Genomic DNA, 26864 nt, shown 5'->3' on the forward strand with positions numbered 1-26864 from the left:
TTTGGTTTTGCTGAACCTGACAGGGGGCAATATGCATCAACGAGCGGTGATTAATCAGCTGCTGGCGTGGATCGAACAGAATCTGGAACAGACGCTGACGCTGGACGAGATTGCGACGAAAGCCGGCTACTCCAAGTGGCATCTGCAGCGGATGTTCAAACGTCAGACCGGCCACGTGCTGGGCACCTACGTGCGCCGCAGACGGCTGACTGCCGCGGCGCGCGAGCTGCGGCTGACGGGCACCAGCGTGGCGATTATTGCGGATAAGTACCAGTTTGATTCCCAGCAGACCTTCACCCGCGGTTTCCGCCAGCAGTTCGGCCTGCCGCCGGCCGCCTACCGCCGCAGCGCGGAGTGGCCGGGCTATGGCATGCAGCCGCCGCTGCGTCTGTGCGCGCCGCCGCTGCCGGCGGCGGATTTTGTCGAACTGCCGGCGATGCGGTTGGTGGGGCGCACACAGCGCCGCACGCTGACGCTGAACGAGCTGAGCCGGCGGAAAAAGGAGCTGCGCCAGAGCGCCTGGAGCGCGCTGCTGTGTCCGCTGTCCGGGCCGCCGGCGGTGGCCTACGGGCTGACCCGGCTGGACGTCGACAGCCGCCAGCAGGATCGGCAATGCATGGCGTACACCGTTGCGCTGGACGATGAGCAGACGGCGGGGGACGTGGTGCAGATTGAGCCGGGGGAGTACGCCAGCTTTGTCTATCAGGGGCAGGCGGATGAGTTCCAGAACTTTATCGCCCGGGTCTACGACAGCGTGATGCCGGCGCTGAATGTGGTGCGCCGGCCGGGCAGCGACATTGAGCGTTTTTACCCTGCGCAGGGTGGCTTCTACCATCAGGCCGACGCGGCGATCCACTGTGAGTATCTGATACCCATCCGCCGTTTGCCGACGCCGCGCTGAGCGCAGCCAATGAAAACCGGCGCGTGATGCGCCGGCGGTGTGGGATGATGTCGCGATCTGAAGCTGCGGATCAGGCGACGCGAATGGCGTTCATAAAGATATTTCTGCTGGCGCCGGTGCTTTGATGCACCAGCAGTTTCAGGCCGTCGACCTTGAACTGCATATTGGCGGCATACACCACGTTGGTGATAAACGCTTCATTGCCCCGGACGGTGACGTTCGCTTCCCCTGAAATGCCCGTCGTGGTGGAGGTGACGTATACCTTCCACATGGCGATGGTGGCTGAAGAGTTCGCGCCCAGCGAGAAGATCCAGGTCGGGCTGTTATTGGGCACGTTAACCGATTTATTTAACCCCAGCAGTTTGCTCTGATTGAAAAGGCGCAAGTGGGTTCTGACCTGCGTTTCGTCCTTATAAGCGCTGATAAACGGCGTATTGCTGTGGCTGGTTGCCGTCATCTCCAGGCGATCCGCCGTGCTGGCTACGCCCAGGCCGCGATAGTTGGAGGTATCGTTGATGGACGTGGCGCTGGCCGCCCGGTACTGGCTGGTGAAAAGATTATGCCCGACCAGGCCGCCGATATATTCAGGCTCAATAATGCATTTGCCGAAACCGCCGGTGCGGATATTTGCGACTACGTCAAAGTAGCGGGCTTCGGTGGTGGTGCAGGTAATGATTTTCTCCGCGCTGGCCTTCCAGCTGCCGTCCGGCGTGCTCAGCGGCTTGCCCGCCGTCCAGGTGCTGTTGCCGTCCAGGGCATTCTGCGTATCGGTAACCAGAATGTAATAGTTGCCCTGATGATAGGAGGGTTCGGTCAGTACCGTGCCGGTAACCACACCGTCGCTGATGGTGTCGCCGAAGCCGATAACCTTGCCGTTATTTTCCGTATCCGGGTTGTTGGCGCCCAGGTTCATCCAGACCGAGAACTTGCCGTTGTAGTCGTAGGTACCCTTGTAGATATTGGCATACTGCGCGCCGGAGAGCAGAATCACCCCGCCATATTTGTTGGAGGCGAACCATTGAATATCAAATGAGTGGCACTCCGCGACGGTGGTAAAGCCCGGCACTCTTTCACCGGTGCCGATCAGCGCTCCCAGGTAGCCGCCCTGCCAGCTGCAGCCGGCGAGGTCGTTCATGCCCGTTACCCGCTGGGTGTCTCGGTAGCAGCGGTAGCCGATAATGTAGTTTTTCATGCTGCCGCAGTACAGTTTGGAGGCGGTGATGCCGTTCCCCCAGTTTCTGAACCAGGTCGCCTTATTGGCGCCATTGAAATATTCGACGCGCAGGTCGATGTTGTTTTGACTGCCGGCGGATTTATGGGGGGCGATCGCCGGTGCGGCGTCCCACCATTTTTCCGGCAGCGCGGGGAACTGCTCGCCGACGAGCAGCGATTGCAGGTGCAGCGCAAAACCGTTGCCATCAGAACTGATTAACAGCGTTTTATTAATCAGGTAATTGCCTTTGCCGACAACTTTACGATATTTATTCACGCGCGCATGGTCGATGGCTGTCTGTATGGCATCGCTGTCATCGTGCACGCCGTCGCCCACGGCGCCGAACATTTCCGGTGACAAGAAGTAACCGGTATTTTCTTCAAGGGCTGTACTCATCATTATCTCTCCGTTAGTGATTTGCAGGTGAGCGGAACATCGGCTCGGGATAATGGTATAAACGGATAACGTTGTCGGCATGGGATGCCTGTTGGGTGAAGGCTGACCAAACAAGGCGGTGATTTCCGAGGAATGGAGCTGCGGCGTGTAAACGGCGTCCGGCGGGGGATAGCGGGGATTATGCGGCCGAACGCGATGGAAAAATGCGTACCCATCGGCGGGAAAATTTCACACTTTTGCCCTAGTGAACATATAATGTGCATCCGGCTCTTGCAGGCCGAAGATAATTTAGACAAATACTGCCAGTGTGGCCCACCAAACCAACACGAAGATAAACATGAGCATTCGCGCGTTATTAACCCTGTTTACGGCCCTGGTTGCGTTCAGCCAGACCGCCCTCGCCGTTGTTTACCCTCTGCCGGCCAAAGACAGCCGTCTGGTGGGGGAGAATATCCAGATCCAGGTCCCTGAGGACAGCAAGCTGCCGCTGGAAAGCTTTGCGGCGCAGTACCAGATGGGTCTGAGTAATATGCTGGAAGCCAATCCGGGCGTCGATCCCTTCCTGCCGAAGGCCGGCAGCACGCTGACCATCCCGCAGCAGCTGATTCTGCCGGATGCGCCGCGCCAGGGCATCATTATCAACAGCGCGGAAATGCGTCTGTACTACTACCCGAAGGGCACCAACAGCGTGGTGGTGCTGCCGATCGGCATTGGTCAGCTGGGTAAAGACACGCCGATGAACTGGATCACCAGCGTACAGCGCAAGAAGGACGGCCCGACCTGGACGCCGACCGCCAAAATGCGTGAAGAGTACGCGGCGGAAGGGGAAATCCTGCCGGCGGTGTTCCCGGCCGGACCGGATAACCCGATGGGGCTGTATGCGCTGTATATCGGCCGTCTGTACGCAATCCACGGCACCAATGCCAACTTCGGCATCGGCCTGCGCGTCAGCCACGGCTGCGTGCGCCTGCGCGCCGACGATATCAAATACCTGTTCGATAACGTGCCGGTCGGCACGCGCGTACAGTTTATCAATGAGCCGGTGAAAGCCTCGGTCGAGCCGGACGGCAGCCGCTATCTGGAAGTGCACAACCCGCTTTCCGCCAACGAAGAGCAGCTGAAGTCGAAAGATCCGGTGCCGGTGATGCTGTCGCCGGCGGTGGGCAAGGTGCTGATGGACAGCGGCGTCAACCAGAGTGAAGTCGACGCGGCGATCAAGGCGCGTTCCGGCATGCCGGTGAAAGTGAACTGATCGATATCCCCTGATTGCACTAATTGGCCGGCCCGTTGTTATGGGCCGGCTTTTTTGTTCGTGTGCGGCGTGGTGTTGCATCTGGTTTAAGATATCGCTGAGGTTGATCGCGTCGCTGGCCGTCAACGATCGCGGTCTGGTGATACCTGTGTTTGTCGTGATGGAGTGACCCGTTGAACATTAGCCACGATGTTGCCAACGCGCGTTTTGAGGTGCCCGGCTATGAGCTGGTGTACAGCGCGCCGTTGGAAACCCAGTTACAGAATGATGACCTGCGCGACAGCGCCGAGGTCTGGCGGCAGATGTTCGCCCAGGCGCGGCAGCGCATCGATATCGCCCAGTTTTATGTGATGAATCGAGCCGGCAGCCGGCTGGACGCGGTACTGGCGGAGCTGCGCCGCGCCGGCGAGCGCGGGGTGCAAATCCGCCTGCTGCTGGAGCGCAAAGGGCTGCGTAATTCGGCGGCGGATACGCTGGAGCAGCTGGCGACGATCCCGCAGCTGGAACTGCGCGTGCTCGACTATCAGCAGCTGAGCGGCGGCATTATGCACGCCAAATACCTGCTGGTGGACGGCGAACAGGCGTTTGTCGGCAGCCAGAACTTTGACTGGCGGGCGCTGGAGCATATTCATGAGGTTGGGCTGCGCGTCAGCGACGCCGGCGTGGTGCGCCAGATACAGGCGGTATTTGAGCAGGACTGGCGGGCGCAGGCGCTGCTGGCGGCGCAGCAGCCGGTGCCGCCGCTCACCTACCGGCCGGCGACGCCGGCGGCCGGCTATCTGCTCGCCAGCCCGCGCGCTTACCTGCCGCCGGGGGTGACGGATACGCAGAGCGAACTGCCGCGGCTGCTGGCGGCGGCGCAGCGGCGGGTGCGGGTGCAGGTGATGGAGTATGCGCCGCTCTCCTTCGGGCCGGGGCGCAGCCGGCCCTATTACGCCGTGATCGACAACGCGCTGCGCAGCGCGGCGGCACGCGGCGTGCAGGTGGAGCTGATGGTGGCGGACTGGAACACCAAAAAGCCGGAGATCGACTATCTGAAGAGCCTGGCGCTGCTGCCGAACGTGCAGCTGAAAGTGGTGACCATTCCCGTCGCCGACGGCGGCTTTATTCCCTACGCCCGGGTGATCCACAGCAAGATCATGACCATTGATGAGCGGCTTGCCTGGGTCGGCACCAGCAACTGGAGCGGCGGCTATCTGGATAATTCACGCAATCTGGAGCTGGTGCTGAATAACGAGGCGTTGGCCGCGCGGTTGGACCGGCTGTATCAGCAGCTGTGGGACAGCCCGTATGCGGCGGCGCTGCGCATTGAGGAAGATTACCCGGCGCCGCGGCCGGGCGGCTGAGGCATTGACGGGGAAGCAGGGCCGGCGCGTCCGGCCCTGCCTCAGGGTTACCGATCTTTCTTCTTGCCGAAGACTTTGATCAGTGCGCCGACAATCAGCCCCACGGCGATGCCGGTTAAAATCCAGTCGATAATGCTCATGTTACTTCTCCGCTATTTCCTTGATCGAATTATATATTCATTCGATATGGAATGCCGCCTCTATCATCTGCTGCCGTTGTGGGGCGGAGTAGTCGAGCAGCGAGTTTTTGCTGTTGGATTTCTCCACGCTGATGCGCAGCTCATCCGCCGTCAGGGCCAGCGGCTCCTGCCAGAACGGCGCGATGGCGTGCTCGGTGATGAAGTCGCTCAGGTAGCGCTCGGGGCTGCCCTGATGCTGCGGGAACAGCCGTTCGGCCAGTTCCTGCATCAGCCTGCGCTGCTGCGGCTGCCGGCTCTCCGCCAGCAATTGCAGGAACGGCAGCAGCAGGCGGCCGCACACCTGGCCGTGATGATAGTCGCGCAGCGCGCCTACTTCACCGGCGATGCCGTGGATCACCCCCAGACCGGCGCTGCTCAGCGTCAGTCCGCCGAGATAGGAAGCCTGCATGATGGCCGCGCGCGCGTCGTCGCTGCTATTGAGCGCCGGCCAGGCCGCAAGGAACAGGCGCAGGCCGGTCAGCGACTGCTCGCGCGTCAGGCTGCTGGCGGTTTTTGACAGGTAAGCTTCGAACAGGTGGGTGAAGGCGTCAATGGCGCAGTAGGCCAGCACGTGGTCGGGCGCGCCCTGCAGCAGCAGCGGATCGAGGATCGCCGTCTGCGGCACAAAATTGGCATGGCGCAGCGAGGCCTTCACCTGACTGACGCGGGTATCGGTAATCACCGCGTTCTGCGTGACCTCGCTGCCGGTGCCGGCGGTGGTAGGGACGGCGATCAACGGCAGCGTGTCGCCGCCGATCGCCGTATCGCCGACCTTTTCCATATAGCGCAGCGTCGGCAGCGGGTGTGCCAGCAGCGCTGCAAACGCCTTGGCGGCGTCGAGCACGCTGCCGCCGCCGATCGCCACCACCCGCGTCGGCTGACCGCGCCAGCGCGCGACCCACTGGTCCAGTTCCTGCGGCGACGCCTCATGGCTGACGATCTCCCGGCCGATCAGCAGCGGATCGAGCTGCGGCGCCAGCGCGGCGTAGGTCGGGCCGTTGAGAAACGAGCGGCAGCTGAACAGCAGCGTAGGCTGCGCATCCTGCGTCAGCAGCGGGATAAGCTGGGAAATGGCGCCCTGGCCGAACCAGGTCTGGCGGTTGGCGATCGTGAGGCTGAGGGTCATGCAAGGCTCCTTGGCGAACGGCAAAACGCCAGCATAATGCAGCCCAGCGGCGTGAACCACGATTTCTTGCCGGGTAGCGGCGAGTTTTTTAACCGTAAACGCCATCGTCAATTTGCCCGTTAATGGCTGATTCGGGTGTTGACCTTTGGCGCGTGGCCGTCAAAACATTTATATATTAATAAACATTTCGTTTTGCCGGGCGGACAAGTTGTGACTGATTTAACACGCCGGCGCTTGCCGGCTTGCATTTCAGACAGTGAGATGCTTTTTATTACTTTCCGGCCGCCCGCCGATCTGCGGGCCGCGCCCGGCGCAGATTGTTAACCTGTTAATGCTCGGAGGCCCGGATGGATATTCAGCTTGCCAGACTGACGACGGTGATTGACGCCGTGGCGACCCGCCACTTCTATCCGCACCTGCTGGCCTACCTGGAGCGCTTCTTCGCCTTTGATAACGCCATCGTATACGCCTTTGAACAGGATCGGCCGCCGCGCTGTCTGCTGAAGGCGGAAAAGGAGAACAGCGACCGGGTAAACGCGCTGTATCAGCAGGGCGCCTATCTGCAGGACCCGTTTTATCACGCGCTGAACGACGGGCGGCAGGGAGATGTTTTTACCCTGCGCCAGCTGGCCCCGCGCGGCTTCTATCACAGCGACTACTACCGCAATTTTTACCGTAAAACCGGCTGGCGCGACGAGGCAGGCGTGGTGCTGCAGCTGACGCCGCAGCGCCGGCTGGGGGTGTTTTTCGGCGCTTCGCAGCGTACGGTGGCGCTGCGTCAGCCGCAGCAGGAGACGCTGCACGATGCGCTGATGCTGGTGCGCAGCGTGGCGCGACTGCACTGCGACGCGGCAGGGGAAGCGGACGCCGCCCCGGCCGCGCCGTGCGACCGCGGTGCGGCGGCGCGCGCCATGCTGACCCCACGCGAGCGTGAAATTGTCGATTTGATTCTGGCCGGGCAGGGATCGCCACAGATTGCCGCCGGGCTGTTTATCAGCCTTGGCACGGTGAAAAACCACCGTAAAAACATCTACGGCAAACTGGGGATCGGCTCGCAGGCGGAGTTGTTCAGCCTGCTGCTCGGTCACGCGCTGCCGCGCAGCGCATGATGTTAAAAAATAGTTAAAATATCCCTAAAGGGACATGGCCGCTCCGCCGCCGCCTGCGGATAATCCGCAGTCAGAGTCTGGATCTGGGGAGAGCGGCAGTGAACAGCAATATTGAATCGTTAACCTACTACGCGGCGACCAAAAAATACGATCTGCGCTATCCGGCGCTGGAAGAGGATCTGGACGTTGACGTGGTGATCGTCGGCGGCGGCTTTTCCGGCATCAACACCGCGCTGGAGCTGGCGGAAAAAGGCATCACCAATATCGCCATTCTGGAAGGGCGCCACCTCGGCTACGGCGGCACCGGCCGCAACGGCGGGCAGGTGATGGCCGGCATCGGCCACGATCTGGAGAAGATCAAACGCCACGTCGGCCCGCAGGGGCTGGAAACCATTTTCCGTATCAGCAATCTGGGCGCCGGCATCATCCGCGAACGCATCAGCAAATACGCCATCGACGCCGACTTCTGCTTCGGCTACGGCTACCTGGGCAGCAATGCGCGCCAGGAGAAAACGCTGCGCGCCTGGCTGAAGGAGTTTCAGGCGGTGGCGCCGGACGAAGAGATTGAGCTGTACACCGGCGCGGAGGTGAAACAGGTGGTCGGTTCCGACAGCTACACCTGCGCGCTCAAACATATGGGCGGCGGCCATGTGCATTCGCTGAACCTGCTGCTGGGAGAGGCCAAGGCGCTGGGCGACTACGGCGTGAAGATCTTTGAAAACAGCAGCGTGCTGGAGGTGGAGTACGGTCCGCGCATCCGGGTGCGCACCGCGATGGGTTCGGTGCGCGCCAACAAAATGCTGTGGGCCTGCAACGGCTTTCTCAACGGCCTGGAGCCGGCCATCCACCGCAAAACCATCAATACCTACGCGTTTCAGCTGGCGACCGAACCACTGCCGGAGGCGCTGATCCGTCGGATTAGCCCGATCCGCGGCGCTTACAGCGATATCCGCCCGGTGATCGACTACTACCGGGTGACCAATGAGAACCGCCTGCTGTTCGGCAGCGCCACGCGGCTGCTGGAGTATATTCCCGCCGATCTGAAAGCCTGGAACCGCAACCTGATGCTGAAGGTGTTCCCGTACCTGCATGATGTGAAGATCGATCTGGCGTGGGGCGGGCCGCTGTGCTGCAGCGCCAATCTGTTCCCGCAGATCGGCACGCTGCCGGCGCATGACAACGTGTTTTACGTGCAGGGCTATTCCGGCTTCGGCGTCACCCCCAGCCATATCGTCTGCAAGGTACTGGCGGAGGGCATGGCGGAAGGTTCCGAGCGCTATGAGCTGATGAGCTCAATTCCGCACGTGAATATCTTCGGCAAGGACAAACTGCGGCGGGTGATGACCACCGCCGGCAAAGTGTGGCACCAGACGTCCGGCTACTGGAAGGGACGCCGTTAACCGTTAACTTAACCAGAGGAAACCAAGATGAAACCACTCCTGCTTAAACAGCCATTACCGGCGCTGACGGCGATCGGCAGCGTCAGCAACCTGGGGGCGACGGTGATTGCCGGCGAACCGACGGTCAGCGTGGCGATGATCCACGGCGCGCCGGACGACAACCTGAGCTGCGGCGTGTTCAGCTGCACCCGCGGCAGCTTTGTGATGGAGTATCCGTTTGCCGAACATGCGACGGTGTGGGAAGGCACGGTGACGCTGACCGATGAAGCCAGCGGCGAGGCGGTACAGTATCAGGCCGGCGACGCCTGGTTTGCCCCCAAGGGCGCCAGGGTGCGCTGGGACATCACCTCCGACCGCTTTGTGAAGCACTACCTGGCGGTGGTGAACGGCTGACAGACCGGCCCCTTGCGGGGCCGGCTGCTTTTCTAGCGCAGGACGCGTTCGATAAACGCGCTGACGTGCTGCAAGGTCCGATCTTTATCGATCTCATTAAAAATCTCATGGCGGGCGCCGGGCAGGATCTCGGCGTGAAAATCGCTGCCGCGCAGCCGTTCGAGGGTGGTGCGGCTCTCCTCGCTTAACACCAGCCGATCGTCTCCGCCGTGCAGCCACAGCGTCGGCAGCGCGCCGAAGCCCGGCCCGGCGTCGATGGTTGCCAGTATCCGTCGGATCGCCTGCAGCGTCGGGCGTTTAAACGGCCCGTGCCACACCAGCGGGTCGGCCTGATAGGCGGCGCCGACCGCCGGGTCGCGCGACAGGGTGCTGACGTCCAGCGGCGTGTCGGGAATGGTCTCCAGATCCTGCAGATCGCCGATGGCGGTGTGTTCCCCCAGCAGCGGGCCGGACAGCACCAGCGCCCGCACCCCGTCGCCGAAGCGCTGCACGTAGCGCGTGGCGATCATGCCGCCCATCGAGTGGCCGATCACCACCAGCGGCAGGTCGGGATGCTGACGGCGGATCTGCGCGACGGCCAGCTGTACGTCGTCGACCACCGCCTCATAGTCCTCAATCAGCACCCGTTCGCCCTGCGACCGCCCGTGACCGAGATGGTCCGGGCCGAAGACGCGGGCGCCCAGATCCTGCAGGGTGCGCGCGACGTGCTGGTAACGCCCCAGATGCTCGCCGTAGCCGTGCACCAGCAGCGCCAGAAAGCGCGGTGCGTCATGATGCCAGTCGTGCAGCGCGATATCGCCGCGCTGCCCTGTGATAATGCTGATCTGTTGTTGCGACATATCATCCCCTCGTTAGCATTCCCCCTGATTATAGGTCGAACTGTCGCGCCAGCTGGTCGAGGGCCTCACGCTGGAAGCGGTTGAACGCCGCGCGCGGCTGCTGCTGGCGGATAAAGGCCAGCAGCGGGTCCTGCACCTCGGTGCGAATGCCGCTCAGCTGTTCCATCACCGCCAGCCCGCAAAACGGCACGTAGGATTCGGCGTAGCCGCCCTCATGCACCAGCAGCAGTTTACCGCCGCACAGCCGATCGGCGGCCTCCTGCACCAGCGCGGTCATGGCGCGGAAGCTGTCGCTGTGCAGCTGCATGCGCGCCAGCGGATCCATCGCGTTGGCGTCGTAGCCGCAGGCGATAACGATCGCCTCCGGGCGGAACTGCGCCAGCGCCGGCAGGACGATGCGCTGCATGGCGTACAGATAGCTGTCGTCGCCGGCCCCGGCCAGCAGCGGAATATTGATGTTATAGCCCAGCCCGGCGTCGGCGCCGCGGTCCTGCTCACCGGCATAGCCGGCGGGGAAACAGCCGTCCTGATGCAGTGAAATGGTCAGCACGTCGTCGCGCCGCCAGTAGATATGCTGGGTGCCGTTGCCGTGGTGCACGTCCCAGTCAATCACCGCCACCCGGCCGAGGCCGCAGCGCTGTTTGGCGCGTTCAATGGCGATGGGAATATTGGCCAGAAAGCAAAAGCCCATCGACTGCTCCGGCAGGCAGTGGTGGCCCGGCGGGCGCGACAGCGAATAGGCGTTGTCGAGTTCGCCGCGCAGCACCGCCTCCAGCGCGCTGCAGGCCAGGCCGGCGGACAGTTTGGCGATTTCATAGCTGCCCGGGCCGAGCGGCGCTTCCTCGCCCAGCAGGCCGCCGCCGTTGTCGCTCAGCTGCTTGAAGCGCTGCAGGTAGTGGGGCGGGTGAATGCGCTGCAGATCCTGCTCGTCCGCCAGTTCGGCGCTGCGCAGCTGCAGCCGGCGCGACAGGCCGGAGACGTCCATCAGGTTTTTCATCCGCCTTTTGGTTTCCGGCGATTCGGCATGGCTGGCGCCGGCGGGCGGCTGCACCCAGCCGCCGACCGGCAGCGTGGTGGCGTGCAGCCCGGTGCTGTGCCAGAAACAGCGTTCATCGAAGAAAAAGCCGGTGTTTCTTTTCACGTTGCAGACTCCTGGTTAAATGGCGCGCGCGGCGCGGGGGATGCCAGCGAAATCAGCAGCAGCGACAGCAGCGCGCAGCCTAGCGCACCGCCGAGCAGCGCGCCGAAGCCGCCGAAAAATTGCAGCAGATAGCCGGCCAGCAGCGGGCCGATGGCCATACCGCCGCCGATGGTCAGGTTGATGCTGTTCATCAGTTTGCCGTCGTTATCCAGCCCGGCGACGGCCGCCAGCACAAACGGCAGCACGAAGGTCCAGGTGAATTTGAACAGCAGCGCCGCGGCGGCAAAGCGCGCCAGCTGCGGCGTGGCGTACAGCAGCGCAATGCTGGTCAACAGCAGCAGGTAGCCGAAGACCATCAGCCGCTGCCGGTGACGGCGGGCGCCGGTCAGCGCCGCAACGCTGGCGCCGACGATGCCGAACAGCGTGGCGATCGCCAGCACCTGGCCGCCGTGCACTGCCGACAGCCCGGCGGCGGCGCCGATATTGCCGATAAAGGTCCAGACCGCGCTCAGGCTGATATAAAAACACAGCACCGCCAGCGCGGCGCACAGCTTACGCGTCAGGGAGGCGGGCGGGCGCTGCGCGGTGTGCTGCGGCGCCGGCCGGTAGCCGTCGGGGAAGGCGGCGATCAGCGGCAGACAGCACAGCATCAGCGCCGCCAGCAGCAGGTAGACCGCCATCAGGCCGTAGTGGGCGAACAGCGGCGGCAGCGCCAGCAGGCCGATCGCCCCCAGCGCCAGCTGGCCGAGCACCCAGCAGGCGTAAACCCGGCTGGCGTTGCTGACGCCGGCGGCGCAGGTGATGCACAGGATCATCAGCGTGCCGCCCGCCAGCGAGGCGACAATGCGCAGCGCCAGCAGCTGGCCGAAGTCGCTGACCAGCGCCGAGGCCAGATTGCCCAGCATAAAGACGCCGGCCGCCAGCCAGGCGACCCGCCGCCAGCTGATGCGGCTCATCCACCACCAGGCCGGCAGCGTGGCGAGGCTCATCGCCCCCAGTTCACCGGCGAACAGCCGGCCGATCTGCGTCGGCGTCAGGCGCCACTCGCCGGCCAGCTGCGCGGCGATCGCCGGCGCGGTCATCAGCACGCCGGGCGCAATGGCGGCGAAAACGATAATGGCGGTCAGCAGCAGCGGCGGGCAGGGCTGTGCCGCCCGCTGGGCAGGCGCGGAAAAGGCATCGCTGGACATCAATATATCCTTCTGGCTGGCGATTAATAATGACTGACGTGCTTAACGACTATATATTCCGCCGCATGAGCGGCGGCAGGAACGATTATCCCTGGGCGATAAATCCGCTGGAAACCAATTCGGTGCGGTTTACCACTGCGGTTTTAGAAAATATATTGCGCATATGGGTTTTTACCGTGGAGAGGGAAATACCCAGCTTTAAGGCAATACGTTTATTGCTGGCGCCTTCGCGCACCAGATTGACGATTTCCTGCTCTTTGGCAGTCAGCAGCTGCGCTTCCCCCTCCGGCAGCAGGTCGCGCGTCGCCAGCTCAATCAGCGGCAGCACCGCGTGCAGCCGGCCGCGCTCCAGCGCGGTAAACGGCGTATCGCGGATCAGCGATACCCCGGCGACGATGCGCCTGCGCTGGCGAATAAAGATCTCGGTCATATCGCGCATATTATTCGGCAGCATAAAATCATGGTAATACTGGCGGTTATTGGCGATTGCCGCCGGCGTCATATTTACCATGGTAATATCCTGCTGATGAAAGTTGGCGGGTTTCATCGGATCAATATCCTGGAAGTCCGCCAGATATTGCCGGTGCGTATTGGCGGAAATACCCTGCAAAATATAATGTTCGGGTTTTAACTGGTTATTCACCAAATAAAACACGCCGGCGGAAACGGGAATAAGATGCGCGATGGTGTTCAGGCAGCTGGCAATAAAGGCATGGTTAGCCGCGGGCCCTGATGGTGTCTGCATAATGTCCTGCCCTCCCTTTATCGCCCTCGGTCACCGGCGCGCTGGCCGGGCTGCGGGCACTGTTGTGCGTGTTGGGAATAGCTTAATATATGAACGATAACAGCATAGTTGTCGCAATTACGCAACACAATAAAAACATATTAACAACGTGAGGTGGCTTGCAATAAACTACATAAATAACAACGCGCCAGAGCGATATTTGTCACTTTTTTTGCGCGGTTTTTCTGGCTTTTTATTAAAACATTAATAAAGCTTTCTGCCGCTTGTTCTCTGAATTTTCATCTGATTTTCCCCTGGCCGCCCGCCGGTGCGCGACGAGCCGCGTGACGTCGCCGCGGCCGACAGCGCCGCATTGCCCTCATCCTTAAGAACGATAGCCAAAAATTTCTTTTGCTTTCTACACTCGAAAATTACGGTTGATGAAAAAGTATACCGGCTATGTGCCGCAGGCCGTTAAGAAGAAAAAATGATGATGGCTCAGAAGGGGATAGCGATGAAAAGAAACGTGGTGGCGGTGGCGCTGGGCAGCGTGGTGTCCGGCCTGGCGCACGGCGCGCCGGGCGAGCGGCCCAACGTGTTGATTATTGTGGCGGACGATATGGGCTATTCCGATATCACGCCGTTTGGCGGCGAGATCCCGACGCCCAATCTGCAGGCGCTGGCCGAGCAGGGCGTACGCATGAGCCAGTTTTATACCTCGCCGATGTCGGCGCCGGCGCGTTCGATGCTGATGACCGGCAACACCAACCAGCAGGCGGGCATGGGCGGCATGTGGTGGTATGAGAACACCATTGCGCGTCCGGGCTATGAGATGCGCCTGACCGACCGGGTCGTCACCCTGCCGGAGCGTTTCCGCGATGCCGGCTATGCCACCATGATGGCGGGGAAGTGGCACCTGGGCTACACCGACGGCGCGCGGCCGACCGATCGCGGCTTTGAACGCGCCTTCGCCTTTATGGGCGGCGGGGCCAGCCATTTTAACGATGCGAAGCCGCTCGGCACCGTGGAGGCGTTCCACACCTTCTATACCCTGAACGGCAAACGGGTGGCGCTGCCGGCGGATTTCTACTCCAGCGAGGCCTATGCGCGTCAGCTGACGCAGTGGATCGACGAGACGCCGCAGGAGCAGCCCATTTTCGCCTACCTGGCATTCACCGCGCCGCACGATCCGCTGCAGGCGCCGGATGACTGGATCGCCCGGTTTGACGGCAAATACGACGCTGGCTATCAGGCGATTTACCAGCAGCGCATCAAGCGGCTGAAAGCGCTGGGCATCATCGGCGACAACACGCCGCTGCCGTCGCTGGCGCTGGAGAAGGAATGGCAGGCGATGACGCCGCAGCAACAGAAGTACGCGGCGAAAACCATGCAGGTGTATGCGGCGATGATCGCCAATATGGACGCGCAGATCGGCAAAGTGATGCAGACCCTGAAGCAGACCGGGCGCGATAAGAACACCATCGTGCTGTTCCTGACCGATAATGGCGCCAATCCGGCGCAGGGGTTCTATTACGGCTCGCAGGATGACTATTGGCGTCAGTTTGACAACGGCTACGCCAATATCGGCCGTAAAGGCTCGTTTGTGGCGTATGGCCCGCACTGGGCCAACGTCAGCAACGCGCCGTACGCCAACTACCATAAAACCACCAGCGGGCAGGGCGGCATCAATACCGACTTTATTATCGCCGCCCCGCAGCTCAGGCAGCATGGCGCCATCGACCGCACGCCGATGGCGATATACGACATAGCGCCGACGCTGTACGAGTTTGCCGGCATTGACGCCGCCAAACCGCTGCGGGCGCAGAAGCCACTGCCGATGGTCGGCGTCAGCTTCAAACGCTATTTCAGCGGAGAGGCCAAGGCGGCGCCGCGATTCAGCTACGCGGTGGAGCTGCATAATCAGGCGGCCTACGTCGACGGCGACTGGAAACTGCGCCGGTTGGTGAAAAACGGCCCGCAGGCCGCCGATGCCCCCTGGGGGCTGTTCAACCTGCGCGATGACCCGCTGGAAACCCGCGACCTGGCCGCCGCGCACCCGGAGATCGTCAAGCGTCTCAGCGCGGCCTATCAGCGCTTTGCCCGTCAGGGGATGGTGATTGAGGCGCACGGGAAGATGGTGGATTACCTCGGGGTGGATGCGGACGGCCATTATATCGGCATCGACCCGGCTACCCGCCGACCGCTGGCGGAGGCGCAATGAATATCGACGCGCTGCGGGCGCGACAAATTCCGCTCAGCGACCCGGCCCGCGCCGCGGCGCCGTTCCATCTGCTGGTTAAACCGGTCGGCGCCGGCTGCAACCTGGCCTGCCGCTACTGCTACTACCCGCAGCGCGGCGAGCGGCCAAGGCCGATGGACGATGCGCTGCTGGAGGCGTTTATTCGTCGCTATATCGCCGCCCAGCCGCGCTACAGCCGGGAGATCAACTTTGTCTGGCAGGGGGGCGAACCGCTGCTGGCGGGCATCGGCTTCTACAAGCGGGCGCTGGCGCTGCAGCGCCGCTATGCGCCGCCGGGCGTGACCATCAGCAACAGCCTGCAGACTAACGGCACGCTGCTGACCGACGCCTGGTGCCGGCTGTTCAGCGAGCATGATTTTATTATCGGCGTCAGCCTGGACGGCGATCGCCAGACGCAGGACGCCCATCGCCCGGACCGACGCGGCAACGGTAGCTATGACGCCGCGCTGCGCGGCATCACGCTGCTGCAGCAGCACCGGGTCGCGTTTAATCTGCTGGTGGTGGTGCATGACGGCGTCGCCGACGGCGCCGCGGCGCTGTATGACCAGCTGACGGCGCTGGGCGCGCGCTTTCTGCAGTTTCAGCCGCTGATGCTGGAGGGCGACGCGCCGGCGGGCGGCTACCGCCTCAGCGCGGCCAACTGGGGGCGCTTTATGCGCGATATCTACCGCCGCTGGCGGCAGCGCGGCGACCTGGGGCGGGTCTTTGTCATGAATATCGAGCACGTCTACGCCCAGTATTTCACCCAGGTCAGCCCCGACTGCGTGCATGCGGCGCGCTGTGGCGGCAATCTGGTGATGGAGCAGGACGGCGGCGTCTACGCCTGCGATCATCTGATCGATGACGCCCACCGTCTGGGGCGCTTTAACGCCGGCGACGAACTGGCGGCGCTGGCCGACGCCGCCCGCGCGCTGCCTTTCGGCCGCCGGAAAAGCGTCCGGCGCGAGTGTCAGCGCTGCAGCGTGAAGATGGTCTGTCAGGGCGGCTGTCCGGCGCATCTGGGGCGGGACGGCTACAACCGGCTGTGCGCCGGCTACTACGCCTTTTTCTCCGAGGTGCTGGCCCCGCTGCGGCGCTATCCGCGCGACGCCGGCGGCCTGGCGCTGTGGCGCAGCGCACAGCCTGCGTCATCTCATCCATAAGGACGATAGTCAGCGTTTTCCTTTCCTCTCTATAGTGCGTTAAGCCAACCCGCAGAGGAGATTCCGATGAACCTGTCGTCGCGCCTTTCCGCCCACCTTGAACGAGGCAAGGTGGGCTTCCCCACCACGCTGGCCAGTTCGGTCGGCGTGATTATGGCCAGCCCGGTGATCCTGACCGTAACCAGCGGTTTCGGCATCGGCGGCGATACCTTTGCGCTGGCGATGCTGATCGCCTTTGTGATGATGCAGGCGCAGCTCACCACCTTTGCCGAGGCGGCGGCGATATTGCCGACCACCGGTTCGGTGTATGACTACATCTCCTGCGGCATGGGGCGCTTCTTCGCCATCACCGGCGCGCTGTCCGCCTATCTGATCGTGCATATCTTCGCCGGCACGGCGGAGACCATTCTGGCCGGTATTATGGCGCTGGTGAACTTTGAGCATCTCAATACCCTGGCCGCCAGCCACAACGCCTCGTGGATGGTCGGCGTCGGGCTGGTGGTGATTTTCGGCCTGCTGAACGCGTTCGGCATTGAGGCGTTCGGCAAGGCGGAGATCGTACTGACCTTCGGCATGTGGAGCACGCTGGTGATTTTCGGCATCGCCGGCCTGCTGTCGCCGCCGGCGGTGGCGCTGCCCGGCTGGTTCGGCAGCGCGCTGGACGTCAGCGATCCCTTTGCGGTGTTCAGCCTGGTGGGGATGGCGATGTTTATGTTTGTCGGCTGTGAACTGGTAACGCCGATGGCACCGGAGATCAAACGCTCGGCCTGGGTGATCCCGCGCGCCATGGCGCTGGGGCTGTGCGGCGTCGCCGCCTGCATGGCGCTGTACGGCGCGGCGCTCAGCCACCAGGTGGAGAACGTGGTGGTCGACGCCGAGCATCATGTACGCCTGCTGGATACGCCGATGGCGATCCCGGCGTTCGCCGGCCAGGTGATGGGCGAGTTCGGCAAATACTGGCTGGGCATCGGCCTGCTGCTGGCCGGCGCGGCGACCATCAATACGCTGATGGCCGCGGTGCCGCGCATTCTGTACGGCATGGTGCTGGACGGCGCACTGCCGAAGGCCTTCTCCTACCTGCACCCGCGCTTTAAAACGCCGGTGGTCGGCATTGCCGTGGCGGTGCTGATCCCCTGCGTGCACGCCTTCGCCATTCAGGGCGATCTCGATCGCATCATCCCGATGGTGCTGGCGGCGGTGTGCGCCTGGGGCGTGGCCTACCTGCTGGTAACGCTGTCCGTGGTGCTGCTGCGCATCCGGCGGCCGGATCTGCCGCGCGCCTATAAGTCGCCGCTGTTCCCGCTGCCGCAGATTGTGTCCAGCATCGGCATCGTGCTGGCGATTATCTATATCACGCCGCCGGGCATGCCGCGCAGCGCGGTGTATATCCCGTTCGGCATCATGATCGGCCTGACCGCCGCCTACGCCCTGTTCTGGACGCTGTGCGTGCAGCGGGTCAACCCGTTTAAGCCGGTGCCGGTGGAGCAGGTGCTGACGCAGGCGCTGGACAAATCCGAGCGCGAGGAGGTGCCGTTTGATCGCCTTACCTCCCTCGGCTGAGCGCCTCTGGCGACATGAGCCGGCCGGCTATCGCGCCGGCGGCGCGCTTGAGCGGCTACAGGCGGACCTGCGCCCGTATGACTGCGAGCGGCTGTCCGCCGGGCGTTTACGCCTGACGCTGCCGCAGGGGCCGGTGCTGGAGGTCAGCGAGCGGCCGCAGGCGCTGTTTCTGGCGCATATCGTCAGCCACTGCTTCTGCCTGGGCGGCGACACCTCGCTGACCGGCAGCGTCCGGCTGACGGTGCGCGGCGCCGGCTGGCTGCGGCGCCGCGGCGTGCGCTACCGCACCGTGGGCGATAAGGCCGCCGCGCGGCGGATCACGGACTGGCTGGCGCGTTATCCGCAGATTGGCGCAACGCTGGCGCAGCTGGATTTCCGCCATGCGCAGCTGACGCTGGCGGCAGGGCGCTGGCAGTTCAGCATCGAACATTTTGCCGCCTGCGAGGTGGTCAGCCGCCTGCCGCCGGGGCGGCGCTATCTGCGCCTGACCGCGGCGCAGCGCTGTCTGCTGCTCAGCGCCTGTCTGATGGTGGCGCAACTGATGGAGAAAATGAATGACTAGAAGCGTGGTGATTACCGGCGGCGGCACCGGCATCGGCGCCGCCTGCGCCCGGCTGCTGGCCGGGCAGGGCGATCGGGTGTTTATTATCGGCCGTCGCGCCGCGCCGCTGCAGGCGCTGGCGGCGGAGACAGGCGCAACGCCGCTGGTGGGCGATGCCGCCAGCGGCGACAGCTGGCGCGACGCGCTGTTGCCGCAGATTATGCGCCAGGCCGGGCGCATCGACTGCCTGATTGCCAGCGCCGGCGGCATGGGGCTGGGGGCGCTGGGCGATATGACGGACGCCGAGTGGCGGCAGGCGCTGGACAGCAACCTCAACAGCGCCTTCGCCAGCGTGCGCGCCTGCCTGCCGGCGTTGGTGAACAGCGGCGGCAACCTGCTGCTGGTGGCGTCGATCGCCTCGCTGGCCGCCGGCCCGGCGGCGTGCGGCTACGTGACCGCCAAGCACGGGCTGATCGGCCTGATGCGCTCCGTCGCGCGTGATTACGGCCCGCTCGGGGTGCGCGCCAACGCCATCTGCCCCGGCTGGGTGACCACGCCGATGGCCGATGACGAGATGCAGCCGCTGATGGCGGCGCATGGCTGGACGCTGGAGCAGGCCTACCGCGAGGTCTGCCGCGACGTGCCGCTGCGGCGGCCGGCCAGCCCGGCAGAGATCGCCGAGGCGTGCCGGTTTCTCTGTTCACCGCAGGCGTCGATCATCACCGGCGCTACGCTGGTGGCCGACGGCGGCGCCGGCGCGGTGGATGTTCCAACCCTGGCTTTTACTTCCCTATAAGGAGCGACCTATGAGTTCAGAAGCGGTGTTTATTCAGGTTGGCGCGCTGGCGGAGGGCTTTGCCCCCGACAGCCATACCCTGCGCGGGCAGGACGATTTGGTCGGGCAGACGCTGAGCCTGTACTTCAGCGACGGCGAGCGCCTTGAGGTGTGCTTTGTCGACGGGCAGACGCTGCACTGGCGCGGACAGCCGGCGGACTATCGCGCCACCGCGCTGCGCCCCGGCGTGCTGTTTGTCGATTTCCTCGATCCGCAGCGCGCCAACGCCAGCATTACGCTGGTCTGTAACCAGGCGCAGGGCAATTTTACCGCGGTGTACGGCCAACTGCCGGATGAGGCGCAGGCGCGGCTGGACGCCTTCAGCCGGGTGGAGCAGGGGCTGCCGCTGACCGCGGTGACGGCCGAGTTCCGCTTTGGCCGGCTGGCGGATAACGCTGCGCCGCTGCCGGCGTTTACCGACGAGCTGATCGGCATGCGCAATATGTACACCTACAGCCCCACCGAGCGCTACGAACATATCTACCTGAACGACAATTTCTACGCCTGGCAGTGCCTGGACGGGGTGGAAAAAGGGCTGGCGGACGTTGACCGCTGCCACTACGTCAAGGTGGCGGAGCAGCTGTACCTGTTTGTCTGGCGCGAGAAGATCATTCCGACCCTCGGCGTGGTGATGATCGATCTGCAGGCCCTGCGCACCGACGGCAAGATCCTCGGCTATCAGGGCAGCGACTTCAGCGCGCTGAGTAATTTCGCCGTGGGCGCGCACGCGCAGGTGCTGAACACCACCCGTCATCCGCGGAGCGGGGCATGACCTTCGCCGCGGAGGCGTTCCGCGGCCAGGTGGTGCTGGTGACCGGCGGCGCGCAGGGCATCGGGCTGGCGATCGCCGGCGCCTTTGCCCGGCTGGGGGCCACGGTGGTGCTGGCCGATCTCCAGCATGATAAGGCGCGCCAGGCGGCGGAGCAGCTGACGGCGCAGGGCGGTTCGGCGCAGGCGCTGGCGTGCGATCTGTCCGACGCGGCGCAGATTGCGCTGCTGGTGGAGCAGGTGACGCAGCGCTGCGGGCGGCTGGACGTGGTGGTGCACAACGCCGCCTATTTTCCGCTGACGCCGTTTGCCGAGATTGACCGCGCGCTGCTGCAGCGCACCCTCAGCGTCAACCTGATGGCGCCGTTTCATCTGGCGCAGGCGGCGCTGCCGTGGATGCGCCGCCAGGGCGGCGGGCGCATTCTGGTGACCTCGTCGGTGACCGGGCCGAAGGTGGCCTATCCCGGGCTGGCGCACTATGCCGCCTCCAAGGCCGGGGTGAATGGCTTTATCCGCGCCGCCGCGCTGGAGCTGGCACCGTACGGCATTACGGTCAACGGCGTGGAGCCGGGCATGATCCGCACGCCGGCGATGGCGAACCTGGGGGATGCTTCACTCAATCAGGCGATCGGCGGCGCGGTGCCGCTCGGCCGGCTGGGGGAGCCGGAAGATATCGCCGCGGCGATGGTGTTTCTCGCCTCGGCGGCGGCGGGGTATATCACCGGCCAGACGCTGGTGGTGGACGGCGGCGCGCTGCTGCCGGAGGCCCAACTGCCCGCCTCCTGAGGCCGTTACTTCTTGGCGGGCTGCGCAGTCAGGCTGACGGGCTGCTGCTCGCCGAGGGTGATCAGCTCATCCAGCAGCGTCATCAGCTGCTGCATTTTCTCTGGCGAGAACGCCGCTTCAATCTCACCGTAGCCCTGTTCGACCTGGTGGCGCGCCACTTCGTACAGCTCCTGGCCCTGCTGAGTCAGCGAGACGTACAGCTTGCGCTGATCGTTAACCGGCTTCAGGCGGAAGATCAGCTTGTCACGTTCCATGCGCGACAGAATGCCGGTCAGGCTGGGGCGCAGGATGCAGGTCTGCGCCGCCAGCTCATGGAATTCGATGGAGCGCTGGTCGGCCAGCACGCGGATGATGCGCCACTGCTGCTCGGTCAGGTTGTGGCTTTTCAGAATCGGGCGGAAGAAGCCCATGGCGGTTTCGCGCGCCTGCAACAGGGCAATGGTAAGGGATTCATGCATATGTCTGGCCTTTGCTATCAAGGTGTTGGCGCATCCGGCGTGCTGGCGCCGGCCGCTTGTCTTTTATTAATAACTTAATAGTAGCCATATTTGGCGCCGTGGATAAAGGGAAAATGCCTACCGAGGTGAAAAATAGCGCTGAAAAGCACTAATTCTTTGAATTATCGCCAATATGTTTTGAGGTTGTGAATATTTTGTTATCGCGATCACAAATCAAATTAACGGCGTTGCGTAAATGCTGAGCAGCGGTTAAAAGTGATCATTAATATATTAACGAATGCCGGATGTCCTGATTTGTGACGATAGGAGTTTGCATGAAAGGAACCGTATTTTCGGTGGCGCTCAACCACCGCAGCCAGATGGACGCCTGGGACCAGACGTTCCGCGACGCGCCCTATAAGACCCCGCCGAAGACCCCAGTATGGTTTATCAAACCGCGTAATACCTACCTGAGCCACGGCGGTCGGATCCCGCTGCCGGCGGCAGAAAAAGTTTACAGCGGCGGCACGCTGGCGCTGGTGATCGGCGATACCGCCCGCCAGGTGCCGGCGGCGCAGGCGGCGGCGCATATCGCCGGCTACGCGCTGGCCAACGACGTCAGCCTGGCGGAGAGCAGCTTTTACCGCCCGGCGATCAAGGCCAAGTGCCGCGACGGTTTCTGCCCGCTGGGGGAGATGGCGCAGCTGGATAACATCGACCGGCTGCAGATCGTCACCGAGATTAACGGCGTGGAGCAGGACCGCTGGTCAACGGCGGATCTGGTGCGCTCCGGCGCCGAACTGCTGGCCGCCATCAGCGACTTTATTACCCTGCGGCCGGGCGACGCGCTGCTGATCGGTACGCCGCATCAGCGCGTGGCGATTAACCCGGGCGATGAGGTGACGATCCGCGCCGCCGGCCTGCCGGCGCTCAGCAATGTTGCGGTTTTGGAAGGAGGGCAAGCATGAAGCACGCGCGCATTCGCCATCACGGCCAGATCTTTAACGTCAGCGTCGACCAGCAGCTGCGGGTGACGCTGCCGGACGGCACGCAGCTCAACGAAACCGACGTCGAATGGCTGCCGCCGGCGCAGGGCACGGTGTTCGCGCTGGGGCTGAACTATGCCGACCACGCCAGCGAACTGGAATTTAAAGCGCCGGAAGAGCCGCTGGTGTTTCTGAAGGCGGCCAATACCCTGACCGGCCACCGCCAGGTCTCGGTGCGTCCGGCCGGCGTCGACTATATGCACTACGAGGCCGAGCTGGTGGCGGTGATCGGTAAAACCGCCCGTCACGTCAGCCGCGAACAGGCGATGGAGTACGTCGCCGGCTACACCCTGTGCAACGACTACGCCATCCGCGACTACCTGGAAAACTACTACCGGCCGAACCTGCGGGTGAAAAGCCGCGACGGGCTGACGCCGATCGGCCCGTATATCGTCGACCGCGACGATATCGGCGACCCGCACTGCCTGCAGCTCAGCACCTATATCAACGGCGAGCTGCGCCAGCGCGGCACCACCGCCGACATGATTTTCGATATCCCGTATCTCATCAGCTACCTCAGCGAATTTATGACGCTGCAGCCGGGCGACATGATCGCCACCGGCACGCCGAAAGGGCTGGCCGACGTGCAGCCGGGGGACGAAGTGGTGGTGGAGATTGAGGGCATCGGCCGCCTGGTCAACCACATTATCAGCGAACACGATTATCAGGAGAGCCTGCGATGAAAACCATCAACCATTGGATCGACGGCAAAAACGTCGCCAGCAGCGAGTACTTCACCACTACCAACCCGGCCAACGGCGAGGTGTTGGCGGAGGTGGCTTCCGGCGGGCAGGCGGAGATCGCGCAGGCGGTGGCGGCGGCCAAGGCGGCGTTTCCGAAGTGGGCCAATACGCCGATGAAGGAGCGCGCGCGCCTGATGCGCCGGCTGGGCGAGCTGATCGATGAGAACGTGCCGCAGATTGCCGAGATGGAAACCGCCGACACCGGCCTGCCGATCCACCAGACCAAAAACGTGCTGATCCCGCGCGCCTCGCACAACTTTGAGTTCTTCGCCGAGGTGTGCCAGCAGATGAACGGCAAAACCTACCCGGTGGACGACAAGATGCTCAACTACACCCTGGTGCAGCCGGTCGGGGTGTGCGCGCTGGTGTCGCCGTGGAACGTGCCGTTTATGACCGCCACCTGGAAGACCGCGCCCTGCCTGGCGCTGGGCAATACCGCGGTGCTGAAAATGTCCGAGCTGTCGCCGCTGTCCGCCGACCGTCTGGGGGAGCTGGCGTTGGAGGCCGGCATTCCGGCCGGGGTGCTGAACGTGGTGCAGGGCTACGGCGCCACCGCCGGCGACGCGCTGGTGCGCCACCCGGACGTGCGGGCAGTCTCCTTTACCGGCGGCACCGCCACCGGCCGTCGCATTATGCAGAGCGCCGGGCTGAAGAAATATTCGATGGAACTGGGCGGCAAGTCGCCGGTGCTGGTGTTTGAGGACGCCGACATCGAGCGCGCGTTGGACGCCGCGCTGTTCACCATCTTCTCCATCAACGGCGAACGCTGCACCGCCGGTTCGCGCATCTTCATCCAGGAAAGCATCTACCCGGAATTCGTCAAACGTTTCGCCGAGCGCGCCAACCGCCTGCGGGTGGGCGACCCGACCGATCCGCAGACCCAGGTCGGCGCGTTAATCAGCCAGCAGCACTGGGAAAAGGTGTCCGGCTATATCCGCCTGGGCGTGGAAGAGGGCGCTACGCTGCTGGCCGGCGGGCCGGACAAGCCGCAGGGGTTGGAGTACGGTAACTTCCTGCGGCCGACGGTGCTGGCGGACGTCGACAACCGCATGCGCGTGGCGCAGGAGGAGATTTTCGGCCCGGTGGCCTGCCTGCTGCCGTTCAAGTCGGAAGAAGACGGCCTGCGGATGGCCAACGACGTGGAATACGGCTTGGCGTCCTATATCTGGACCCAGGATGTCAGCAAGGTGATGCGCCTGGCGCGCAATATCGAAGCCGGCATGGTGTTCGTCAATACGCAGAACGTGCGCGATCTGCGCCAGCCGTTCGGCGGGGTGAAGGCCTCCGGCACCGGCCGCGAAGGCGGCGAGTACAGCTTTGAAGTGTTCGCCGAGATGAAGAACGTCTGTATCTCAATGGGCGACCATCCGATCCCGCGCTGGGGCGTCTGAGCCTGATGTTTTTGAATTAAAAACAGGACTATACCCGATAGCTGGCGGATGGCGGCCAGACGGGGATAGGAGGACTTATGGGTAAGTTAGCGTTAGCCGCAAAGATTACGCATGTTCCATCGATGTATCTGTCCGAACTGCCGGGTAAAAACCACGGCTGCCGTCAGGGGGCGATCGACGGCCACAAAGAGATCAGCGCGCGCTGCCGGGAAATGGGCGTCGACACCATTATCGTGTTCGATACCCACTGGCTGGTGAACAGCGCCTACCACATCAACTGCAGCGACCATTTTGCCGGCGTCTACACCAGCAACGAACTGCCGCACTTTATCCGCGATATGAGCTACGAGTACGACGGCAACCCGCAGCTGGGGCAGCTGATCGCCGATGAGGCCTGCAAGCTCGGCGTGCGCGCCAAGGCGCACAATATTCCCAGCCTGAAGCTGGAGTACGGCACGCTGGTGCCGATGCGCTATATGAACGGCGACCGCCACTTCAAGGTGGTGTCGATCTCCGCCTTCTGCACCGTGCACGACTTTGCCGACAGCCGCCGGCTGGGCGAGGCGATCGGCACCGCCATCGAAAAATATGACGGCACCGTGGCGGTGCTCGCCAGCGGCTCGCTGTCGCACCGCTTTATCGACGACCAGCGCGCCGAAGAGGGCATGAACAGCTACACCCGCCAGTTTGACCAGCAGATGGACGAACGGGTGGTGAAGCTGTGGGCCGAGGGGCGCTTCCGCGAGTTTTGCGAGATGCTGCCGGAGTACGCCGATTACTGCTACGGCGAGGGCAATATGCACGACACCGTGATGCTGCTGGGGCTGCTCGGCTGGGATAAGTACGACGGCAAGGTGGAGTTTATCACCCCGCTGTTCGCCAGTTCCGGCACCGGCCAGGTCAACGCCGTGTTCCCGCTCCCCGCAGAAGCCTGAGGAAAAACCATGCCCCATTTTTACGCTGAATGTACCGACAATATCCGCGAAGAGGCGCAGCTGCCCGCGCTGTTCGCTAGGGTGAATCAGGCGCTGGCGGATACCGGCATCTTTCCGCTTGGCGGCGTGCGCAGCCGCGCCATCTGGCTGGACACCTGGCAGATGGCCGACGGCAAGCAGGATTACGCCTTTGTGCATATGACGCTGAAAATCGGCCACGGCCGCAGCCTGGAGAGCCGGCAGCAGGTGGGCGAAATGCTGTTTGCGCTGATTAAGGAACACTTTGCCGCGCTGGCGGCCAGTCGCTATCTGGCGCTCTCTTTCACCATGGAAGAGCTGGATCCGGTACTGAATTACAAACAGAACAATGTTCACGCGCTGTTCCGTCAATCCTGAGAGGTGGTAAATGCTGGACAAAAACCTGTTGAGCCGTGCGGTACAACGCTTGCATCAGGCGGAGCAAAACCGGGAGCAGATCCGCGCGCTGTCGATCGAGCACCCGGAGATCACCATTGAGGACGCCTACGCCATTCAGCGCCAGTGGGTGGCGCTGAAGATCGCCGAAGGGCGGACGCTGAAAGGGCACAAGATCGGCCTGACCTCGCGCGCCATGCAGGTCAGCTCGCAGATCAGCGAGCCGGACTACGGCGCGCTGCTGGACGATATGTTCTTTAACGAGGGCAGCGATATTCCCATCGACCGCTTTATCGTGCCGCGGGTGGAGGTGGAGCTGGCGTTTGTGCTGGCCAAACCGCTGCGCGGGCCGAACTGCACGCTGTTTGACGTGTATAACGCCACCGACTACGTGATCCCGGCGCTGGAGATTATCGACGCGCGCTGCCACAACGTCGATCCGGAAACCCAGCGGCCGCGCAAAGTGTTCGACACCATTTCCGACAACGCCGCCAACGCCGGCGTGGTGATGGGCGGGCGGCCGATCAAGCCGGACGCGCTGGATCTGCGCTGGGTCAGCGCGCTGCTGTATCGCAACGGGGTGATTGAGGAGTCCGGCGTCGCCGCCGCGGTGCTGAACCACCCGGCCAACGGCGTGGCCTGGCTGGCGAATAAACTGTTTCCGCACGACGTCGAGCTGGAGGCCGGGCAGATTATCCTCGGCGGCTCGTTCACCCGCCCGGTGGCGGCGCGGCGCGGCGATACCTTCCACGTGGACTACGGCCCGCTGGGCTGCATCAGCTGCCGCTTCGTGTAAC

General features: G+C 63.4%; 26 protein-coding genes. 19 read left to right on the plus strand and 7 right to left on the minus strand.

Features of this window, described 5'->3' with window-relative positions:
• Nucleotides 1–31 precede the first annotated feature (31 nt).
• Nucleotides 32–901 carry a helix-turn-helix domain-containing protein gene (locus D781_RS02635; RefSeq protein ID WP_015670759.1) on the plus strand — a complete coding sequence of 290 codons (870 nt, stop codon included), beginning with the start codon at nucleotides 32–34 and terminating at the stop codon, nucleotides 899–901.
• Nucleotides 902–971: 70 nt separating this feature from the next.
• On the opposite strand, the gene D781_RS02640 is transcribed toward D781_RS02635, so the two are convergent.
• Nucleotides 972–2513, minus strand: coding sequence for a glycosyl hydrolase family 28-related protein (locus D781_RS02640; RefSeq protein ID WP_158497475.1), 1542 nt, complete (start codon nucleotides 2511–2513; stop codon nucleotides 972–974).
• 328 nt (nucleotides 2514–2841) lie between these two features.
• On the opposite strand from D781_RS02640, the gene D781_RS02645 reads away from it, so the two are divergent.
• Together D781_RS02645 and D781_RS02650 are read left to right on the plus strand one after the other, a co-directional pair.
• The gene (locus tag D781_RS02645; protein WP_041411980.1) at nucleotides 2842–3762 is read left to right on the plus strand and encodes a L,D-transpeptidase family protein; all 921 of its coding nucleotides are present in this window, start codon (nucleotides 2842–2844) and stop codon (nucleotides 3760–3762) included.
• Between the two features lie 173 nt (nucleotides 3763–3935).
• Nucleotides 3936–5108, plus strand: a complete 1173-nt coding sequence (locus D781_RS02650; protein WP_015670762.1) for a phospholipase D-like domain-containing protein — start codon at nucleotides 3936–3938, stop codon at nucleotides 5106–5108.
• A 177-nt stretch (nucleotides 5109–5285) separates the two neighbouring features.
• Here D781_RS02650 and D781_RS02655 read toward each other — a convergent pair whose 3' ends face one another.
• On the minus strand, nucleotides 5286–6413 hold the full coding sequence (locus D781_RS02655; RefSeq protein WP_015670764.1) for an iron-containing alcohol dehydrogenase: 1128 nt from the start codon (nucleotides 6411–6413) through the stop codon (nucleotides 5286–5288).
• Between the two features lie 347 nt (nucleotides 6414–6760).
• Here D781_RS02655 and D781_RS02660 point away from each other — a divergent pair, with 347 nt between their 5' ends.
• From D781_RS02660 to D781_RS02670, 3 genes are all read left to right on the plus strand, one after another.
• The gene (locus tag D781_RS02660) at nucleotides 6761–7522 is read left to right on the plus strand and encodes a LuxR family transcriptional regulator (protein WP_015670765.1); all 762 of its coding nucleotides are present in this window, start codon (nucleotides 6761–6763) and stop codon (nucleotides 7520–7522) included.
• A gap of 98 nt (nucleotides 7523–7620) precedes the next feature.
• Nucleotides 7621–8922, plus strand: a complete 1302-nt coding sequence (locus tag D781_RS02665; RefSeq protein ID WP_015670766.1) for an FAD-binding oxidoreductase — start codon at nucleotides 7621–7623, stop codon at nucleotides 8920–8922.
• Between the two features lie 27 nt (nucleotides 8923–8949).
• Complete coding sequence (locus D781_RS02670; RefSeq protein ID WP_015670767.1) at nucleotides 8950–9315, plus strand: cupin domain-containing protein; 366 nt, start codon at nucleotides 8950–8952, stop codon at nucleotides 9313–9315.
• A gap of 32 nt (nucleotides 9316–9347) precedes the next feature.
• On the opposite strand, the gene D781_RS02675 is transcribed toward D781_RS02670, so the two are convergent.
• The 4 genes from D781_RS02675 to D781_RS02690 all read right to left on the minus strand — a co-directional run bounded on the left by D781_RS02675 (nucleotide 9348) and on the right by D781_RS02690 (nucleotide 13230).
• Nucleotides 9348–10154 (minus strand): alpha/beta hydrolase, encoded by an 807-nt coding sequence (locus D781_RS02675; protein WP_015670768.1) that lies wholly within the window; start codon nucleotides 10152–10154, stop codon nucleotides 9348–9350.
• Nucleotides 10155–10182: 28 nt separating this feature from the next.
• Complete coding sequence (locus D781_RS02680) at nucleotides 10183–11295, minus strand: class II histone deacetylase (RefSeq protein WP_015670769.1); 1113 nt, start codon at nucleotides 11293–11295, stop codon at nucleotides 10183–10185.
• Nucleotides 11292–12485: an MFS transporter gene (locus tag D781_RS02685; RefSeq protein ID WP_015670770.1), complete on the minus strand. Its 1194-nt coding sequence runs from the start codon at nucleotides 12483–12485 to the stop codon at nucleotides 11292–11294. The genes D781_RS02680 and D781_RS02685 overlap by 4 nt, the downstream gene beginning before the upstream one ends.
• An 85-nt stretch (nucleotides 12486–12570) precedes the next feature.
• Nucleotides 12571–13230 carry a LuxR family transcriptional regulator gene (locus tag D781_RS02690; RefSeq protein ID WP_015670771.1) on the minus strand — a complete coding sequence of 220 codons (660 nt, stop codon included), beginning with the start codon at nucleotides 13228–13230 and terminating at the stop codon, nucleotides 12571–12573.
• A 493-nt stretch (nucleotides 13231–13723) separates the two neighbouring features.
• Here D781_RS02690 and D781_RS02695 point away from each other — a divergent pair, with 493 nt between their 5' ends.
• The 7 genes from D781_RS02695 to D781_RS02725 all read left to right on the plus strand — a co-directional run bounded on the left by D781_RS02695 (nucleotide 13724) and on the right by D781_RS02725 (nucleotide 21101).
• Nucleotides 13724–15430: an arylsulfatase gene (locus D781_RS02695; RefSeq protein ID WP_015670772.1), complete on the plus strand. Its 1707-nt coding sequence runs from the start codon at nucleotides 13724–13726 to the stop codon at nucleotides 15428–15430.
• Entirely contained in the window at nucleotides 15427–16611 is a 1185-nt protein-coding gene (locus D781_RS02700; protein WP_015670773.1) for an anaerobic sulfatase maturase, read from the plus strand. The genes D781_RS02695 and D781_RS02700 overlap by 4 nt, the downstream gene beginning before the upstream one ends.
• Nucleotides 16612–16677: 66 nt before the next feature.
• Nucleotides 16678–18171, plus strand: a complete 1494-nt coding sequence (locus tag D781_RS02705; RefSeq protein WP_015670774.1) for an APC family permease — start codon at nucleotides 16678–16680, stop codon at nucleotides 18169–18171.
• Nucleotides 18146–18733 (plus strand): DUF3156 family protein, encoded by a 588-nt coding sequence (locus D781_RS02710; protein WP_015670775.1) that lies wholly within the window; start codon nucleotides 18146–18148, stop codon nucleotides 18731–18733. Before D781_RS02705 ends, D781_RS02710 begins: the two co-directional genes overlap by 26 nt.
• Complete coding sequence (locus D781_RS02715; RefSeq protein ID WP_015670776.1) at nucleotides 18726–19508, plus strand: SDR family oxidoreductase; 783 nt, start codon at nucleotides 18726–18728, stop codon at nucleotides 19506–19508. The genes D781_RS02710 and D781_RS02715 overlap by 8 nt, the downstream gene beginning before the upstream one ends.
• A 10-nt stretch (nucleotides 19509–19518) precedes the next feature.
• Nucleotides 19519–20319 carry a molybdenum cofactor biosynthesis F family protein gene (locus D781_RS02720; RefSeq protein WP_015670777.1) on the plus strand — a complete coding sequence of 267 codons (801 nt, stop codon included), beginning with the start codon at nucleotides 19519–19521 and terminating at the stop codon, nucleotides 20317–20319.
• Entirely contained in the window at nucleotides 20316–21101 is a 786-nt protein-coding gene (locus D781_RS02725) for an SDR family oxidoreductase (protein ID WP_015670778.1), read from the plus strand. Before D781_RS02720 ends, D781_RS02725 begins: the two co-directional genes overlap by 4 nt.
• A 5-nt stretch (nucleotides 21102–21106) precedes the next feature.
• Here the strand turns inward: D781_RS02725 and hpaR are convergent, their stop codons facing one another.
• Entirely contained in the window at nucleotides 21107–21559 is a 453-nt protein-coding gene (gene hpaR / locus D781_RS02730; protein WP_015670779.1) for a homoprotocatechuate degradation operon regulator HpaR, read from the minus strand.
• 314 nt (nucleotides 21560–21873) lie between these two features.
• On the opposite strand from hpaR, the gene D781_RS02735 reads away from it, so the two are divergent.
• The 6 genes from D781_RS02735 to hpaH all read left to right on the plus strand — a co-directional run bounded on the left by D781_RS02735 (nucleotide 21874) and on the right by hpaH (nucleotide 26863).
• The gene (locus D781_RS02735; protein WP_015670780.1) at nucleotides 21874–22506 is read left to right on the plus strand and encodes a fumarylacetoacetate hydrolase family protein; all 633 of its coding nucleotides are present in this window, start codon (nucleotides 21874–21876) and stop codon (nucleotides 22504–22506) included.
• Nucleotides 22503–23267 (plus strand): fumarylacetoacetate hydrolase family protein, encoded by a 765-nt coding sequence (locus D781_RS02740; protein ID WP_015670781.1) that lies wholly within the window; start codon nucleotides 22503–22505, stop codon nucleotides 23265–23267. Before D781_RS02735 ends, D781_RS02740 begins: the two co-directional genes overlap by 4 nt.
• Nucleotides 23264–24718 (plus strand): 5-carboxymethyl-2-hydroxymuconate semialdehyde dehydrogenase, encoded by a 1455-nt coding sequence (hpaE, locus tag D781_RS02745; RefSeq protein ID WP_015670782.1) that lies wholly within the window; start codon nucleotides 23264–23266, stop codon nucleotides 24716–24718. The genes D781_RS02740 and hpaE overlap by 4 nt, the downstream gene beginning before the upstream one ends.
• 77 nt (nucleotides 24719–24795) lie before the next feature.
• Nucleotides 24796–25653 carry a 3,4-dihydroxyphenylacetate 2,3-dioxygenase gene (gene hpaD / locus D781_RS02750; RefSeq protein WP_015670783.1) on the plus strand — a complete coding sequence of 286 codons (858 nt, stop codon included), beginning with the start codon at nucleotides 24796–24798 and terminating at the stop codon, nucleotides 25651–25653.
• Between the two features lie 9 nt (nucleotides 25654–25662).
• On the plus strand, nucleotides 25663–26049 hold the full coding sequence (locus D781_RS02755; protein WP_015670784.1) for a 5-carboxymethyl-2-hydroxymuconate Delta-isomerase: 387 nt from the start codon (nucleotides 25663–25665) through the stop codon (nucleotides 26047–26049).
• Between the two features lie 10 nt (nucleotides 26050–26059).
• Nucleotides 26060–26863, plus strand: coding sequence for a 2-oxo-hept-4-ene-1,7-dioate hydratase (hpaH, locus tag D781_RS02760; protein WP_015670785.1), 804 nt, complete (start codon nucleotides 26060–26062; stop codon nucleotides 26861–26863).
• Nucleotide 26864 lies beyond the last annotated feature (1 nt).

Origin of the sequence: Serratia sp. FGI94, from assembly GCF_000330865.1 — a bacterium.
GTDB lineage: Bacteria > Pseudomonadota > Gammaproteobacteria > Enterobacterales > Enterobacteriaceae > Serratia_B > Serratia_B rubidaea.